The 14,957-nt window shown below is 64.6% G+C and carries 13 protein-coding genes; 2 read left to right on the forward strand and 11 right to left on the reverse strand.

Going from position 1 to position 14,957, the window contains the following annotated elements; all coding sequences use genetic code 11:
• Positions 1 to 15: 15 nt before the first annotated feature.
• The 10 genes from tssH to J2X67_RS19760 all read right to left on the reverse strand — a co-directional run bounded on the left by tssH (position 16) and on the right by J2X67_RS19760 (position 12,431).
• Entirely contained in the window at positions 16 to 2,775 is a 2,760-nt protein-coding gene (tssH, locus tag J2X67_RS19715) for a type VI secretion system ATPase TssH (RefSeq protein ID WP_309955640.1), read from the reverse strand.
• Positions 2,772 to 3,920, reverse strand: coding sequence for a type VI secretion system baseplate subunit TssG (gene tssG, locus J2X67_RS19720; protein WP_309955642.1), 1,149 nt, complete (start codon positions 3,918 to 3,920; stop codon positions 2,772 to 2,774). Before tssG ends, tssH begins: the two co-directional genes overlap by 4 nt.
• Positions 3,917 to 5,788 (reverse strand): type VI secretion system baseplate subunit TssF, encoded by a 1,872-nt coding sequence (tssF, locus tag J2X67_RS19725; protein WP_309955643.1) that lies wholly within the window; start codon positions 5,786 to 5,788, stop codon positions 3,917 to 3,919. Before tssF ends, tssG begins: the two co-directional genes overlap by 4 nt.
• A complete protein-coding gene (tssE, locus tag J2X67_RS19730) occupies positions 5,788 to 6,318 on the reverse strand; it encodes a type VI secretion system baseplate subunit TssE (protein WP_309956114.1) in 531 nt (176 codons plus the stop codon). Before tssE ends, tssF begins: the two co-directional genes overlap by 1 nt.
• A 29-nt stretch (positions 6,319 to 6,347) precedes the next feature.
• On the reverse strand, positions 6,348 to 7,214 hold the full coding sequence (locus J2X67_RS19735) for a type VI secretion system accessory protein TagJ (RefSeq protein ID WP_309955645.1): 867 nt from the start codon (positions 7,212 to 7,214) through the stop codon (positions 6,348 to 6,350).
• A 122-nt stretch (positions 7,215 to 7,336) separates the two neighbouring features.
• Positions 7,337 to 7,819: a type VI secretion system tube protein Hcp gene (locus J2X67_RS19740; protein WP_126746719.1), complete on the reverse strand. Its 483-nt coding sequence runs from the start codon at positions 7,817 to 7,819 to the stop codon at positions 7,337 to 7,339.
• A 47-nt stretch (positions 7,820 to 7,866) separates the two neighbouring features.
• Positions 7,867 to 9,375: a type VI secretion system contractile sheath large subunit gene (gene tssC / locus J2X67_RS19745; protein WP_309955648.1), complete on the reverse strand. Its 1,509-nt coding sequence runs from the start codon at positions 9,373 to 9,375 to the stop codon at positions 7,867 to 7,869.
• Between the two features lie 27 nt (positions 9,376 to 9,402).
• Positions 9,403 to 9,975, reverse strand: a complete 573-nt coding sequence (gene tssB, locus J2X67_RS19750; protein WP_309955650.1) for a type VI secretion system contractile sheath small subunit — start codon at positions 9,973 to 9,975, stop codon at positions 9,403 to 9,405.
• Positions 9,976 to 10,026: 51 nt separating this feature from the next.
• Complete coding sequence (gene tssA / locus J2X67_RS19755; RefSeq protein ID WP_309955652.1) at positions 10,027 to 11,109, reverse strand: type VI secretion system protein TssA; 1,083 nt, start codon at positions 11,107 to 11,109, stop codon at positions 10,027 to 10,029.
• Positions 11,110 to 11,243: 134 nt separating this feature from the next.
• Positions 11,244 to 12,431, reverse strand: coding sequence for a fumarylacetoacetate hydrolase family protein (locus J2X67_RS19760; protein ID WP_309955654.1), 1,188 nt, complete (start codon positions 12,429 to 12,431; stop codon positions 11,244 to 11,246).
• Positions 12,432 to 12,630: 199 nt separating this feature from the next.
• Between J2X67_RS19760 and J2X67_RS19765 the strand changes: the two genes are divergently transcribed.
• On the forward strand, positions 12,631 to 13,149 hold the full coding sequence (locus J2X67_RS19765) for a hypothetical protein (RefSeq protein ID WP_309955656.1): 519 nt from the start codon (positions 12,631 to 12,633) through the stop codon (positions 13,147 to 13,149).
• A gap of 20 nt (positions 13,150 to 13,169) precedes the next feature.
• Positions 13,170 to 13,400, forward strand: coding sequence for a hypothetical protein (locus tag J2X67_RS19770; RefSeq protein ID WP_309955658.1), 231 nt, complete (start codon positions 13,170 to 13,172; stop codon positions 13,398 to 13,400).
• A gap of 552 nt (positions 13,401 to 13,952) precedes the next feature.
• Here the strand turns inward: J2X67_RS19770 and J2X67_RS19775 are convergent.
• Entirely contained in the window at positions 13,953 to 14,915 is a 963-nt protein-coding gene (locus J2X67_RS19775; RefSeq protein ID WP_309955660.1) for a hypothetical protein, read from the reverse strand.
• Between the last annotated feature and the right edge of the window lie 42 nt (positions 14,916 to 14,957).

The raw sequence follows: 14,957 nt of genomic DNA on the forward strand, positions 1-14,957 counted from the left end.
ACTCCCTTTCTTCGCTCAGCGTTCAGAAAATTCGTAATGAAAGTCGTCGTCCGCCGCGCTGAGCCGCACGCCGGCGAGCTTGCGCGCGCTCACCGTCGCACCAATGACTTCTTCGCTCAGCCGCGGAAGAATGGTGTGCGTCAGGATGGCGTCGATCATTCGTCCGCCTGACTCGATGGCGGTGCAACGGCGCGCCACCAGTTCGACGGCGCTGTCGTCGTAGTGCAGGGCAATGCCGTGGTTGGCGTCGAGGCGGGCAGCAATGCGGTCGAGCTGAAGGCGAATGATGCGATGCAGCGCATCGGCGTGCAGCGGGTAGTAGGGCACCACAACCAGCCGCCCGAGCAGCGCCGGTGCAAACACCTTGAGCAAGGGTTCGCGCAATGCGGCCGCCAGCGGCTCGGGGTCGGGGCGCAGGGTCGGGTCTTCGCACAGCTGCATGACCAGATCGGTACCGACGTTCGACGTCATGATGATCACTGTGTTGCGAAAGTCGATGTGCCGGCCCTCGCCGTCTTCCATCCAGCCCTTGTCGAACACCTGGAAGAAGATCTCGTGCACATCGGTGTGCGCCTTCTCGATCTCGTCGAGCAGCACCACGCTGTAGGGCCTGCGGCGCACGGCCTCGGTCAGCACGCCGCCTTCGCCGTAGCCGACGTAGCCGGGCGGCGCGCCCTTGAGCGTGGAGACCGTGTGCGACTCCTGGAACTCGCTCATGTTGATGGTGACAAGGTTCTGCTCGCCGCCGTAGAGCGCTTCGGACAACGCGAGCGCGGTTTCGGTCTTGCCCACGCCGGAGGGGCCGCAGAGCAGGAACACGCCCACTGGCTTGTTCGGGTTGTCCAGCCGCGCACGCGCGGTGCGAATGCGCCGCGAAATGGTTTCGAGCGCATCGGGCTGCGCCACCACGCGGGCCGAAAGAATCTCGCCCAGGCGCAGCACCGATTGCGCGTCGTCGCGCACCATGCGGCCGATGGGAATGCCGGTCCAGTCGGCCACCACGGTGGCAATGGCTTGCGCATCGACTGCGGCCAATATGAGCGGCGATTCGCCTTGCAGCTGCGTGAGCTTGTCTTGCGCCTGGTTGAGCTCGGCGCGGATCTCTTCGGGCGTTCGCTCGGACTCGGCCAGCGCGGCTTCTACCTGGGCCGATGCTTCGACGTCATCGCCATCGCCCTCGTGGTCGAGCTCGTCCCCCGCCAGCGCCTCTGCCTGCACGGGCACGGCAGCGGGCGACAACTGCTTGCGCAATGCGACGATGCGCTCGACCAACGCCGCTTCTTCCACGCGCCGCTTTTCCAGCAAATCGAGTTCCGCCTGGGCGGCGGCCACCTCGGCCGCGATGTCGTCGACACGCTTCGCCTCGCCGACACCAATGGCGGCTTCGCGCTGCGCAATGCCCCGCTCGATGCCCAGCACTTCGATGCGGCGCTGCAGGTCTTCGATGGCGGCGGGCAGCGCATGCTGGCTCAGCGCCACGCGCGCGCACGCCGTGTCGAGCAGGCTCACCGCCTTGTCGGGCAACTGGCGCGCGGGAATGTAGCGGTGCGAAAGGCTTACGGCCGCTTCGAGCGCGGCATCGAGAATGAGCACGCCGTGGTGCTTTTCGAGCTCGGCTGAAATGCCGCGCAGCATGACCACGGCCTTGGGCTCGGTGGGCTCGTGCACCTGGATGGTCTGGAAGCGACGCGTGAGCGCCGGATCTTTTTCGATGTACTTCTTGTACTCCGACCAGGTGGTGGCGCCGATGGTGCGCAGCCGGCCGCGCGCAAGCGCCGGCTTCAGCAGGTTGGCCGCATCGCCTGTGCCGGCGGTGCCTCCCGCGCCGACCAGCGTGTGCACCTCGTCGACAAACAGCACGATGGGCTTGGGGCTCTTCTCGACCTCGTCGATCACTTGCCGCAGGCGTTGTTCGAACTCGCCCTTTACACCCGCACCGGCCTGCAGCAGCGTGGGGTCGAGCACCCACAGCGACACGTCCTTGAGCGAAGGCGGCACGTCGCCCGCTGCAAGGCGCGACGCCAGCCCTTCGACGACAGCCGTCTTGCCCACGCCGGCCTCGCCGGTGAGCAGCGGGTTGTTCTGGCGCCTGCGCATGAGGATGTCGATGATCTGGCGGATCTCGTCGTCGCGGCCATAGACCGGATCGAGCTCGCCCGCGCGCGCCTTGGCTGTCAGGTCGCTCGCATACTTGGCAAGCGCGGAGCCGCCGGCTGCGGCTCCGTCTCCCTGGTGCGCTGCCGCGCCGGCCGCCTGGCCGCCGCCGGGCTGGCCTTGCGGTGCGGAATCGAAGTCGTCTTCAGGCGAGCCTTCGGTCCACGCGGGAAGCTGCGCGATGAGAACGTCGGGCACGATCTTGTCGAACTCGCGCGAAATGCCCGAAAGCACCTGCCGCAACCCCGGCGTCTTCACGATGCCGGCAAGCAGGTAGGCACCGCGGATGGACGTGGCCTCGAAGCGCAGGCTTGCATACACCCAGGCACGCTCTACCGCGTTGTCGACGTGCTCGGAAATGTCGCTGATCGACGTGGCGCCGTGCGGGAGGCGGTCGAGCGCACGCACCAGGTCTTGCTCTACCGCATCGATGTTGAGCCCCGCGCGCTTGACGATGCGCAGCAGATCGCTGTCCTGCAGCTGCAGTATCTGGTGCAGCCAATGCACGAGTTCCACATAGGCATTGCCGCGCAGCTTGGCAAACGCGGTGGCGGTCTCCAATGCCTTGTAGAGCATCGGGTTCAGTTTGGAGAAAAGGGAGACGCGGCGAATATCGGTCATAAGGCCATGGAAGAAACTTCAGCCGCCACGGAAGCTGCCGATGCGGAACGGGAAAACAATGCTTCGGGCTGGAACACCATGTCGCCTGCATCGGTGTTCGAAAGGCGCGTGCCAAGCCAGCTGCCCCAGCCGAGGCGCTGCCCGCCGCTCAGCTGCATGCCGCGGGCTTCTTCTTTCTTGAGCACCAGCCGCAGCTCCCACGCAAACTCGATGCCGATGTACTGGCGCACCCAGTCGACCACCTGCTGCAGCCGCTTGCTGCCCGGCAAGAATTCACTGAACTCTTCTTGCGAGAGCGGCCCCAGCTCAAGCCGGAATTTGCTTTGCGCATCGCGCACCGCCAGGCCGATGGTCGCGCCGCCGCCCAACTGGTGGTTGCGCCCGAAGAGGCCGAGCCGGCTTACCTGCCGCTCGTCGATCATCACCCAGTCGCTCACGAATTCTTCGACGCGCACCGGCACGTCGAAGTACAGCTTGAGTATCTGGATGAGGCCCTCGGGGTTGCGCGTCTGGCGCACGAGGTGCCCGGCCATGAAGGTGCGCGCGTGGTCCGCAATGCGGTCGCGCTCCTTCAGGCCGGGCTGCCCCATGTTCATGAGGCTCGCTACGTAGTCGACAAAGCGATGGCCGTCGGGGCGGTCGAGGCTGTTGACCGATTGGGCATCGGCCCACGCGCGGTAGAACAGCAGGATCAGCCGGTGATGGAACAGGTCGGCAAACGCGCTGAGCGTGTTGTCGTTGTGATGGCGCTTGCGCTCGCGTGCGTACTCGGTCAGGTGTAGCGGCAGCGGGCCGTTGGGGCCGAACAGGCCGAAGCCGTAGATCGAGATGCGCGGAGGCCCGTCGCCGTCCACATCCACGCCGGAGACGTTCGACGGCGCGAACGCCATCGAGGGCTCCTGCCCGAGGCGCAGCGGCTCGTCGAGCGGGCGCGGCGCGCGGCCCAGCAACGGATGGCCGCCCTGTGCATCGAGCCGGCGCAGCAGCATGAACAGGTCATGCTCGAAAGGCTGGTCGACAAGGCCGGCCCACAGCACCGGGTCGGCCTCGGCCGCACCGCGCCGCGCGGGCTGGGCCAACGCAGCGGTCCCATCGGGCACTGCCGATGGCACTGGCGGATCGTCGGTGAGGTGCAGCGCGCTCATACGGCGGGGCGGCGTCCGATGCGCGGCGTCCACCGCGCGATTTCTCCGCGCTGCAGGCTGGAGAGCGCGAATTCGGTGAACGCATTGAGCGAGACATGCCGGCTGAAGAACTGCTCCAGCACGGCGCCAAAAAGATAAGGGCTCGAACCCGAGAAGGCGACCTCGTCGATCTTCAGTGCCACCTCGACGCCGCGGCCGAAGACGATAGGGCCCGGCTCGGGCAACCGGCGGAACACGGGCGCGAGCGCCATCGAGCGCACGCCCTGGATCTGCCGTCGCACCGCCGCGTCGGCCAGGTTGCCGTACAGGTCGAGCATTTCGCGCAGCGCAGCCGCACCCTGGTTGGCATCGACGTCGGTCAGGCTCAGGTAGTTGAGCCCCAGGTGGCTGATGAGGCGCCAGGTGAGCGCGCCCTCTGCCAACGCCGGGTAGGGCCGCGACGGGCCGCGCAGTATGCGCACCGCACGCACGGGCGCCGAGACGCGCAGGGTGAAATCGGACTCGAGCCCCGTGGGCAGCAACAGCGGCAGGTCGCGGTTGGTACACAACGCGTCGATGGTGATGTGCCGCAGGCTGTGCGGAAACGGCGCGTCGTGCTGGTCGACCAGCGACACATACACCTCGCTGCCGGTGTAGCTGGTGCGGGTGCCTTGCGCGCGGGCACGGTCGGACACAAGGCGCGGCTCGCGGCGCAGCGAAAAGTAGGAACCGAAGTCGCCGTCGTCGGCCGCGAAGGAGCCGAGAAACGGCCTGAACTCGCGCTCCTCGGAGCCGTTGCTCATGTGGCCGGTAACGCGCTCCACCGTAAATATCTCGAAGTCGCGGGGCCGCGTGCGGTCGATGACCGCATGGTGCTCATGCTGCCCCGGCCCAACGGGAATGCGGTCGCTGCGGCGCGGCACCAGGTTGATGATGGGCGTGCAGAAAAGCGAGAAGTGCCGCGCATCGACAACCCGCTCCAGGTCGCTGTCGGCGCGGTCGAGCAGGATCACGATTTCCATCGTGCTGCCGCTCATGGCGGCGGCCGCAGCGCGCAGGTTCTTCACGCTGAAGAACAGATAGCGATCGGGAAACGCGAAGTACTCGTGCAGCAGCCGGTAGCCCTGGAACGAGCGCGCGTCGTACGGCAACAGCGACTGCTCGGGATCGAAGCCTTCGTGGCGGATGGCCTCGTCGCCCAGCGGCACGATGCGCGCGGTGCTGCCCGGGCCGCTGCGGCACACGGTGCCCACGCTGTGGTGCACAGCCAGTTCGAGCACGCGCAGCGCATGCAGCTCGGCGCCCGAAAGAAAAAACTCGAGCCGGTCGAGCGGCATTTCTGCAAACCGAGCGCCGCCCACCGCTTCGAGCTTGATGGTGATGGCGCTCTTGGCCTGGCGCGCGACCACCGGCATGGCGTGCGCAATTTCTGCAGGCACGGGGCCGATGCTCGCCTCGGCGATCTTGATGGGCCACAGCGTGACCGCATGGCCGGTGCGAAATTCGCAGGCCGTCTGCTCGCCCTTGATCATGCGGCCGCGCAAGATGGTGTGGCGCGGCAACTCGTAGCCGGCCTTCAGCGAACCTTCGTTCAGATTGCCGTCGATCTGCACCACGCCCATGGCGGGCAGCGGCGCAAGAAAGTTCGGGTACACCACTTCGAGCAACCGCTGCGAGAAGCGCGGAAATTCCGCATCCATCTTCAGCTGGATGCGCGCCGTCAGAAAGCTGAAGCCTTCGAGCAGGCGCTCCACGTACGGGTCGCTCACCTCGATGCCGCGCATGCCCAGGCGGCCGGCAATCTTGGGATAGCGCTGCGCGAACTCGGCACCGAGCTCGTGCATGTAGGTGAGTTCGCGGTTGTAGTAGTCGAGCAGCCGCGCGTCCATCAGAGCCCTCCCGTCGGGCGAAGCACCATGTGGCCGCTTTCGAGGTCGAGCTCCGAGCGCAGGATGAATTCGATCGGGTAGGGCACCGACCACAGCGTGCCGCGGATCTCGAGCGCGAGCAGGTTGTGGTGCTCCAGGTCGGTGGAGTCGGTGACGCAGCGCACGTCGATGCTGTCTTTCATGATGCGCGGCTCGAAGTCGATGATGGCCGCGCGAATGGCGGCCTCGACGTCGGCAAAGTCGACCTCCGACATGCGCCCGCCGGCCCAGCCGCGCACGCCGTAGTTCACCACCGAGCGCCGCGCGCGCGGCATGGTGTTGATGTTGTGGTCGGCGCCGAAGTTGGTGGTGTTGAGCAGCCACTGCAAGTCGCGCAGCACCGAGTCGCGCAGCAGCTTGCCGCTCATCAGGAAAGCGCCCGCGCGCTCCTGGCGGGTCTGCGGCTGCTTGTCGGTCAGGCGGTCGAGCAGCACCGGCTGCAAGCGGTCGCGTGCAACGCTTTCTTGTTGATGGTCGCCATCGGCCTCCATGGGCGAGCGGCTGGCTGGCAGGAGTGCACTCACTGGGCAACACTCTCCGCGGGGGCAAACTCGACCAGGCGAATGTCGAGCAGCGAATGGTCGCCGGCCTCGCTGATCAGCGTGCGCTGGCCGACGCCGGCGTACTGCTCTTCGCCGGCCAGCGGCAACCAGTCGGTGCGGCGGCCCAGCGCGGCTTCGTCTTCCAGCGTGTCGAGCGCGCCGGGGTAGCGCACCGGCACCAGGCCGTTGAGCCCACGGCCGTCGTGCAGCACGATTTCGGCGGGCGCCCAGAGCAGGTCGACCAGATGCTGCGGGCGCGAAAACTTGAGGCGCCGCACCGCCGGCAGCGGCAGCCATGCGTAGCCCGAAGGCGTGAGCAGTTCGAGCACCGCGCCAATGCGCACGTCGCCATCGCAAAGCCACGCGAACTCGATGCTTTGCACCGGCTCGCCGTCAATGGCCTGCACGGCGCGTGAATCGGAGCGGTCGACACAGCTCAGGGTGCCCTGCAACGCAGGCGCCGCCTCGCGCGCGGCTTCGCGCAGGTCGGCCGCTTGCGCGGCCTGTTCGGGCGGCAGCGCGGCGGCGGCAATCAGCCGGCCAACCCAATCGGCGTCGCCGGCAATGACGGCCGGCGCACGGCCGCCGTTCCAGAATTCGGTTCGGTGGCGCTCGGCTGCCAGGGCCATTGCACAGGTGGCGCTGGCAGGAGCAAAAGAAGGATCGATCTTTGCGGCAAGCTTGAGCTGGTCTTCAGCTCGCTGCCATTCGCCGCGCAGCGCAAGAAAGTGGCCGAGGGCAAGCCGCAGGCTGGCGTTCTGGGGCTTGGCGCGGATCTGCCGTTGTACCCATTCGGTGTGCTCGGCCACGGAGCGCTCGCCCAGCACTGCAAACCCATCGCCCATGAAACTTCCTCATTGACTCGCATGCGGCCATGGGCCGCCGGTGAATATCTGCTGCGGGTGACCGGAGCCCCGCGGCGCGCCGCAATGCGGCGCGCGCGGAGCCGGTCAGGCAAGACGGGAAATCAGGCTTCCCGGTTTTCCTTGATGTTCCAGGCCAGAACGGTTTCGGCGCCCTTGCCGCCCTTGTCCGTCTGTTCCCAGTACTGCTGCTTCACCTTGGCGGCCTGGAATGCAAACTGCACCAGCACCGCATCGCTGCCCTGCTCGGCCGTGTATTGCACCGAGGTAACCAGCACTTCTTCGAGCGTGACGCGGGTGTATTCGATCTGCGAGCCGCCGGCCTTGCACACCGACACTTCGACCTTGCTCAGGTGCTTGCCGCTTGCGCAGTTCTTCATGACGGACGGGGCCGCCTTGTCGATGCGCGCAAGAACCTGCAGGTCGTTGAAGCTTGCCTTGCCCACACCGCCGCCACCGCCGCTGACCATGTTTCCAGGCTGCGTCGCTCCCCATGCAAACGACTTGATATCCGTCCAGTCCTTGTGGTTCGAGTCCTTGGATTCGCCGTTTGCGCCCTCGACGCGCATGAACATGTCTACTGCCATGATTAACCCCCAAAGTTATATATGCCCGATTGCGGGACACCGTTGAACTAGCTGCTGTCCTTCTTGTTGGATGGCAGCTTCGAAACCAGCCGCAACGACACCGTCAGCCCTTCGAGCTGATAGTGCGGCCGGAGAAAAAACTTGGCGGCGTAGTAGCCGGGGTTGTCCTCGATGGCTTCCACCTGGACTTCGGCCGCCGCCAGCGGCTTCATTGCCTTCGTATCCTGGGACGACGTGCCTGGGCTGCCGTCCACGTAGTTCATGATCCAGTCGTTGAGCCAGCGCTCCATGTCCTCGCGCTCGCGGAACGAACCGATCTTGTCGCGCACGATGCACTTCAGGTAGTGCGCAAAGCGGCAGCATGCAAACAGGTACGGCAGGCGCGCCGCCAGGTTGGCATTGGCCGTGGCATCGGCGTCGTAGTACTCGGCCGGCTGCTGCAGCGACTGCGCGCCGATGAAGGCCGCAAAGTCGGAGTTCTTGCGGTGCACCAGCGGCATGAAGCCGTTCTTGGCCAGCTCGGCCTCGCGCCGGTCGCTGATGGCGATCTCGGTCGGGCACTTCATGTCCACGCCGCCGTCGTCCGTCGGGAAGGTGTGGGTGGGCAGGTTCTCGACCGCGCCGCCCGACTCAACGCCGCGAATCGACGTGCACCAGCCAAACTGCTTGAACGAGCGGTTGATGTTCACGCCCATTGCATAGGCCGAGTTGGCCCACGTGTAGCGGTTGTGCAGGGCCGAATCGGTTTCTTCTTCAAACTCGAACTCGTCGACCGGGTTGGTGCGCGCACCGTAGGGCAGGCGGGCAAGAAAGCGCGGCATGGCCAGGCCGATGTAGCGCGCGTCTTCCGATTCGCGCAGCGACCGCCATGCGGTGTGCTCGGTGTTCTGGAAGATCTTGGTCAGGTCGCGCGGGTTCGACAGCTCTTGCCACGAATCCATCTGCATGACGGTGGGCGATGCGCCTGCAATGAAGGGGCAGTGCGCAGCGGCGGCAATCTTGGCCATTTCGCCGAGCATCTCGACGTCGGGCGGGCTGTGGTCGAAGTGAAAGTCGCCGATGAGCGCGCCGAAGGGCTCGCCGCCGAACTGGCCGTACTCCGCCTCGTAGATCTTCTTGAACAGCGGGCTCTGGTCCCAGCCGATGCCCTTGTGGCGCTTGAGCGAGCGCGCCACTTCGCGCTTGGATGCGCACATCACGCGGATCTTGAGCTGCTCGTCGGTCTCGGTGTTGTTGACCAGGTAGTGCAGGCCGCGCCATGCGCCTTCGAGCTGCTGGAAGTCTTCGTGATGAAGGATCTGGTTGATCTGCTCGGAGAGCTTGCGGTCGATCTCCGTGATGATCGCCTGCACGGTGCGGTAGGCGTCGTTCGAGATGGTGACGGTACTTTCGAGCGCCTGTACCGCCAGCGTCTTGACGGCGCTTTGCACCGCCTCGCGGGCCTGGTCGGTCTTGGGCTTGAACTCTCGCTGCAGCAGGTCGGAGAACTCGTTGGGCTCGAGCGCTTCGATGGTGGCGGTTTGCGCGCGCGCTGTCTGTTTGGGTGCGGTGCTCATGATGGACGTCCTGTCGGCTTGCTCGGCTTACTCAGAAGGGGTGGCGCCGGGGCCGCCCGACTTTTCGTTCGCCGCTTCCACCGCCTTGGCAACGGCGGGATTGGGCGCGGATGCGAGCGACTTGAGCAGCTCCGGGTTCTGCAGCGCCTGGGCAATCAGCTGCTCGGCGCCGTTCTTGCCGTCCATGTAGGACAGCAGGTTGGAAAGCTCGGTGCGCGCTTCGAGCAGGTGCTGCAGCGCGCCTACCTGGCGTGCAATGCGCGCGGGCGAAAAGTCGTCCATGCTGTCGAAGGTGATGTCGACGTTCATCTGCCCTTCGCCCGTGAGCGTGTTGGGCACCTGGAACGCCACGCGCGGCTTGATGGCCTTCATGCGGTCGTCGAAGTTGTCGATATCGACCGCCATGAAGTCGCGGTCCGCCAGGTCGGGCATCGGGTCGACCTGCTTGCCCGCAAGATCGGCAATGACGCCCATCACGAAGGGCAACTGGATCTTGCGTTCGCTGCCGTAGATCTCCACGTCGTACTCGATCTGCACGCGCGGCGCGCGGTTGCGCGCAATGAACTTCTGACCACTGTTTCTGACACGGTTGTCTGCCATAAGCTTCCTCTTGAATCTCTATGCGTGTGGGTCGGAGCTGACTCGGTTGCCCTATTCGGCGCTATTGCCCAGGGGGCGCCCCGCCAGGCTCTCTATCTTCTGCAAGCCCTCGGGTACGAGTTCTTCGATGATCTGGAAGAAATTGAGGTCCAGCAGTCTTTGCGCTCTTCGGATGAGCATTGGCGCCGGATGGCTGGGTTCGGTGCGTTCCATGTATTGGCACGCCTTTTCCAACAACACCTGCACATCATCACGATTCGATATTTCAATATCTTTAATGCCCGCCAGGCGCTGGCCGGTTGCACCGTTGGCAGCACCGGCAGTGCCTTGCCCTTGCGAAGCGGGTTGCGCCGCGTCCGCACCTTGCGCGGGCTCCGATGCGTCGGCACGCGCCTGCTGCGCCTGCTCGGGCAACAGCTGCACGACCGTGCGAAGAGAGCGCTCGAGCCTGGAAAAATCCGGCGCCCAGCTTTGCCCCAGCGCCCGCTCCGAGGTTTCGCGAATTCGCTGCAGCAGCTCCAGTGCTGCATGCAATGCAAGCACCGGCGGCGCCGATTTTTCTTGCGCACGGCGCGCCACTTCGCGCAGCCGGCCGATGCCGCCGGGATAGTCGATCTGGTCGGCCTTGCTCGAATCGAGCAGCGCCTCCACCTGCCGCAGGCTCATCGACACGCCGGCGTCTTCGAGCAGGCGCGCATCGCGCACGCTGCGACCCAGTCCCTCGGCTTCGGCCAGTGCGGCCAGCGCGTTCATGCGCGGCAGCGGGTCTTCGAAACCATCATCGACAACGCGCGGATGCACGTCGTTCCAAAACTTTTGCAGCACGCCATCGACCACGCGAAGGCCGTCGACATAGCCGGGCAGTCCGCGGCTCTCGGTCCACGCCAGCGTCAGCGGAACCAGCACGCGCAGGTCGAGCGTGCGCTGGCACAGTTGCTTTGCAATGCGTTCGACGCGGGCCCAATCGGGCGGCTCTGCCGGAATGATCGTCGAGCCGAACTGCTGCTCCCGCTTCCCGGTCGTCGCTTGCTGCAACGCCATGAAGTCGGGGTCGTATTCGAGGTCTTCGCCGCACGGAAGCGGGCCTTCAACAGGCGACTGCAGTAGTTCGATCTCGCTTGGCGGCAACGCCATCTCCCTTTTATGAATAACCGTCAACAATGGTTATCTTGAGGGGAACGCGAAGCGCGGTCAACAGCAACACATTGCTACGTGCTGCCTATGAATTACAAAGGAGTACAACTCCTTTTAAAGCGTAGAAAGAACGATTACAGCAATCCGCGGCCGCCAAGATTTCGCATCAGCGCGCTTAACCCAAAAGTCCACCGTGGTGCCTGATCCGAATGAACCACGCGGTTCACCAGGGCGCCGAGTTCGGGCGCGGCGATGCGTACGCGATCGCCGACGACATGGGTGAATCCTTGCCCAGGACCATGACGGTCTTGTGTCGGCGCGAACATCGTGCCCAGAAACAACATCAGGCCGTCGGGGTAGTCGTGGTGCACGCCGATGGCCTGCGAAACCAGGTCGAGCGGATCGCGGCTGATCTTCGAAAGCGAGCTCGATCCTTGGAGCTTGAAGCCTTCGGGGCCCGTGACTTCGAGCGCAACCGTAATACGGCGCACATCGTCGATACCGAAGTGCGTATCGAACAAGCGGATGAACGGGCCGATGGCGCACGAAGCGTTGTTGTCCTTCGCCTTGCCGAGCAGCAATGCGCTGCGGCCTTCGAAGTCGCGCAGGTTGACGTCGTTGCCCAGCGCCGCGCCAAGCGTCTGGCCGCGGCTGTTGACGGCAAGCACGACCTCGGGCTCTGGGTTGTTCCACACCGATGCGGCATGAATGCCGATGTCGGCGCCGGTGCCCACCGAAGAGAGAACCGGAGCCTTGGTGAAGATCTCTGCGTCGGGGCCGATGCCCACTTCGAGGTACTGCGACCATGCGCCCTGCGCCAGCAGCACCTCTTTCACCTTTGCGGCTTCGGCCGAGCCGGGCACGATGCCTGCGAGGTTGTCGCCGAGCACACCGCCCAGCGCGGCGCGAGTGGCCTCGGCACGCGATGCGTCGCCGCGCGCCTGCTCTTCGATCACGCGCTCGAGCAGGCTTTCGACAAAAGTCACGCCGCTCGCCTTGATGGCCTGCAGGTCGCAAGGGGCGAGCAGCCAGGGCCTGGATTCGTCGTGCGCCGTTGCATCGCTGTTGGCAATGGCCTCGTCGAGCGAGGCGATGCGCGGGGCCTGTCCACCCTGCAGCGCGCGCCGCACCGCATCGGAGGGCGATTCCTTGGCTTCGAGCAGGTCGCTCATCGTGGGCGCAAGCCTGGACAGGTCGTGCAGCCCGCCCTCATGGACGGCCACCAGCACCGGCCCGACGCCGGGTTGCCAAAGGCGGCCGACCAGCGTGGCGCGCGCGGCGTCTTGCGGGAGGCTCGAGGGGGTGTCGAGGTTCAGCGGCATGGGAGTTGTCTCTCTTGGGTTTGTCGGTAGATGGGTGATCGTAGCGCCGAGCTACGATGCAAAAATGCGGACGCCAAACGCCGGCCAATCAATACTACAGACGAGCCGGCGGTGACGATGACCCGAACGATGCGCAGAGTCGCCGCGGTGATCGAACAGCAACCTTCGCCAAACCCATCGCCGTCCGCCCAGTAACCCTATGGATCTCGAACTTCCCGGCAAGCTTCGCAAAGCACTGGAGCGTGAGGCTTCCGATGCGGGACGAAGCTTGCACGCACACATCATCAAGAAGCTGGAGTCGGTCACGCCGCCGGTCGAGGCAGTGAAGCGGCAGGTAGTGACGGCGGGCCTTCCCAAGCTGGTCGCCTTTCTGTCGCGGGTGCCGGGCGTGACGGTGCTCTCGTCGGATTCGACCGCGGATGCCTATTGGTGGGTAAAGCTCAACCTCGATCTTGAACACCCATTCGCCTGGCAGGTGGTTCAGGAGCTTGGCTTCGTTCTCAACTACATATCGCTGAACGAGAAACTGCCCACCGTCTTCAAGCCCGTTTCGCCGCCGCCATATATGAACGGCGGCCCGCACGAGTTTCTTTCGTGGGTGATCGAATCGACCTACAACTACATCGACCCCGCGTTGATAGCCGAAACCCTGGAGGGTCGGCTGCCACGGCCGGTGGAAGACGCGGCGCAGTGGGACCCTGATGGCGATACGGCCTGAGCTCTAACGCGAAAGACTGAATGAGTATGGAACTGAACGGCAAGGGCATCATCCAGGTCTTCTTCCTGATCGGTTGCGCAACACTGCTCGCCCTGCTGCTCGCTGGGGCGTGGGTTCTGAAAAAAGTATTGCCTGATACGCATCCGATGAGAAGCAGGCTTTCGCCTGAAAAGCTTCTGCATATCGCAAAGGTTCTTGCAGCGACGCTGATCGCCGTGTACTTTGTGGGGGCAGTGATCTTGTATGGCTAGATTGGGCACTGATTTGCATACGGATGCGGCGGAAGACTTGAACGCTCTCCCTGCCTCGCCGCTGAAAGACGAAGCGCTTGCTGTGCTCGAGGACATGCGCGAGTCCAGGAAACGCATGAACGCGTCCATCGAACGGTCGGAAAGGACCCCGCCTCCTTCACGACGCGATGATTGGTTCTCTCGAACACTTCCCTGGCTCGCTCGCTCGCTGGCAATCGCGGCCATTGCAGTTGGGGCAGATGCGATTTGGACCTCAGAGTTCTGCTCGCGAGGGCGAAGTTCGGTGAGTTGTAGCCATGGCTTGAGAGCGCAACTGGAAGGCAGCGTCACGATTGCAATCGGATTGCTCCTTGCAACGATTCCGGTGCAGCCTTCGGTATGGAAACGGCTGGCCACAGCTTTCCTGGGTGCTCTCACCTATGGTCTGGTGATTGCGTCGCTGCTCAGTAAGTAGCGTCGAATGATCGCACTCCAGTTCCTCGAGATGTTCATTCGTTCGTCATCAACAGCAACGTCGCTATCGAGTAGGCACGGCGCAATCGGCCCACCCCGCTATGCGCGCCCCTGCCGCAGCTGCTTGGCCCATCGAAACGGCGCCGCAAGCCGCGAAACGCCGGAATAAAGCAACTCGTCGTGCGTGCGGGGGTTTGAGGTCGAGAGCGCGCGCATGAACTTGATCTTCATGCCATCCGAGAGCGGCGATTCGCCCGGCGCGCGCGGATGCAAGCCCAGCTTGCGCATGCAGTAGTTCACCTGGTAAACGTGCCCGCGCTCCTCCATTTCGGGCATTGCGTAATAGAGCGCCAGGCTCACCGACACATTCTTGTCGTTCAGGATGCGGTGCGGTGCAAGAGGCGGATGATGCACGCCGACGCCAGGCTTGAGTCTCCAGACGCTGCAGGCGTCCGCAAGCTCGTCGCGATAGATGCCGGCCACGGGGTTGTGGCGATAAAAGTCTTCAATCTCGGAGGCCGTCAGCGTGCCGAACTCGCGCGGATAGAGCCACAAGTCCTTCTCGCCCTGCACCTGCATGAGAAAGTTGGTTTCGTGGTCGAAGTGATACGGCACTGCCAGGCACGGCGCACTGAGAAACACCGACAGGCTGCCCCATGTCATCTGGCTGCGCACAGGCCGGCGGGTGATTTCCTCGACGTCGGCCAACAGCAGGTCGAAGAGGTCACCGTATTCGGGATCCATCTCGTCGATGTAATGCAGCGCCATCCACTTGCCGTTCTCGCGGATCTGCTCGATGTCTTCGCGGAACCGGGCCCTGAGCGTGTCGCGCGGCAACTTCAAGTCGCAGGCCTTGAAGTAGCGCTTGTAGTGGTCGCCGTCGAATGCGCGCTCTGAAAGGCGCGCCAGGCGCTCTATCGACAAGAGGGGATGGTCGGCAAGGCCGTGCCGAAACGCGAAAGGCTGCTCGTTGAGTTGTTCCCAAGCCCCCTCTTCATCCTGCCGGATAAGGCCGGACGCAGCATGCTGGCCAACGCGAGGATTGCGCAGCTTGGGAATCATGGTTGTCTCCGGTTGTTATGGGGCCTGCAAGCAGAGACTAGG

It is taken from the genome of Variovorax sp. 3319 (assembly GCF_031456585.1).
GTDB classification, from domain to species: Bacteria; Pseudomonadota; Gammaproteobacteria; order Burkholderiales; family Burkholderiaceae_C; genus Variovorax; species Variovorax paradoxus_P.

Bases quoted from the DNA above. Each gene is read 5' to 3' on its own strand.
- tssH (WP_309955640.1), bottom strand. From the start codon at position 2,775: ATGACCGATATTCGCCGCGTCTCCCTTTTCTCCAAACTGAACCCGATG.
- tssG (WP_309955642.1), bottom strand. From the start codon at position 3,920: ATGAGCGCGCTGCACCTCACCGACGATCCGCCAGTGCCATCGGCAGTG.
- tssF (WP_309955643.1), bottom strand. From the start codon at position 5,788: ATGGACGCGCGGCTGCTCGACTACTACAACCGCGAACTCACCTACATG.
- tssE (WP_309956114.1), bottom strand. From the start codon at position 6,318: ATGGAGGCCGATGGCGACCATCAACAAGAAAGCGTTGCACGCGACCGC.
- J2X67_RS19735 (WP_309955645.1), bottom strand. From the start codon at position 7,214: ATGGGCGATGGGTTTGCAGTGCTGGGCGAGCGCTCCGTGGCCGAGCAC.
- J2X67_RS19740 (WP_126746719.1), bottom strand. From the start codon at position 7,819: ATGGCAGTAGACATGTTCATGCGCGTCGAGGGCGCAAACGGCGAATCC.
- tssC (WP_309955648.1), bottom strand. From the start codon at position 9,375: ATGAGCACCGCACCCAAACAGACAGCGCGCGCGCAAACCGCCACCATC.
- tssB (WP_309955650.1), bottom strand. From the start codon at position 9,975: ATGGCAGACAACCGTGTCAGAAACAGTGGTCAGAAGTTCATTGCGCGC.
- tssA (WP_309955652.1), bottom strand. From the start codon at position 11,109: ATGGCGTTGCCGCCAAGCGAGATCGAACTACTGCAGTCGCCTGTTGAA.
- J2X67_RS19760 (WP_309955654.1), bottom strand. From the start codon at position 12,431: ATGCCGCTGAACCTCGACACCCCCTCGAGCCTCCCGCAAGACGCCGCG.
- J2X67_RS19765 (WP_309955656.1), top strand. From the start codon at position 12,631: ATGGATCTCGAACTTCCCGGCAAGCTTCGCAAAGCACTGGAGCGTGAG.
- J2X67_RS19770 (WP_309955658.1), top strand. From the start codon at position 13,170: ATGAGTATGGAACTGAACGGCAAGGGCATCATCCAGGTCTTCTTCCTG.
- J2X67_RS19775 (WP_309955660.1), bottom strand. From the start codon at position 14,915: ATGATTCCCAAGCTGCGCAATCCTCGCGTTGGCCAGCATGCTGCGTCC.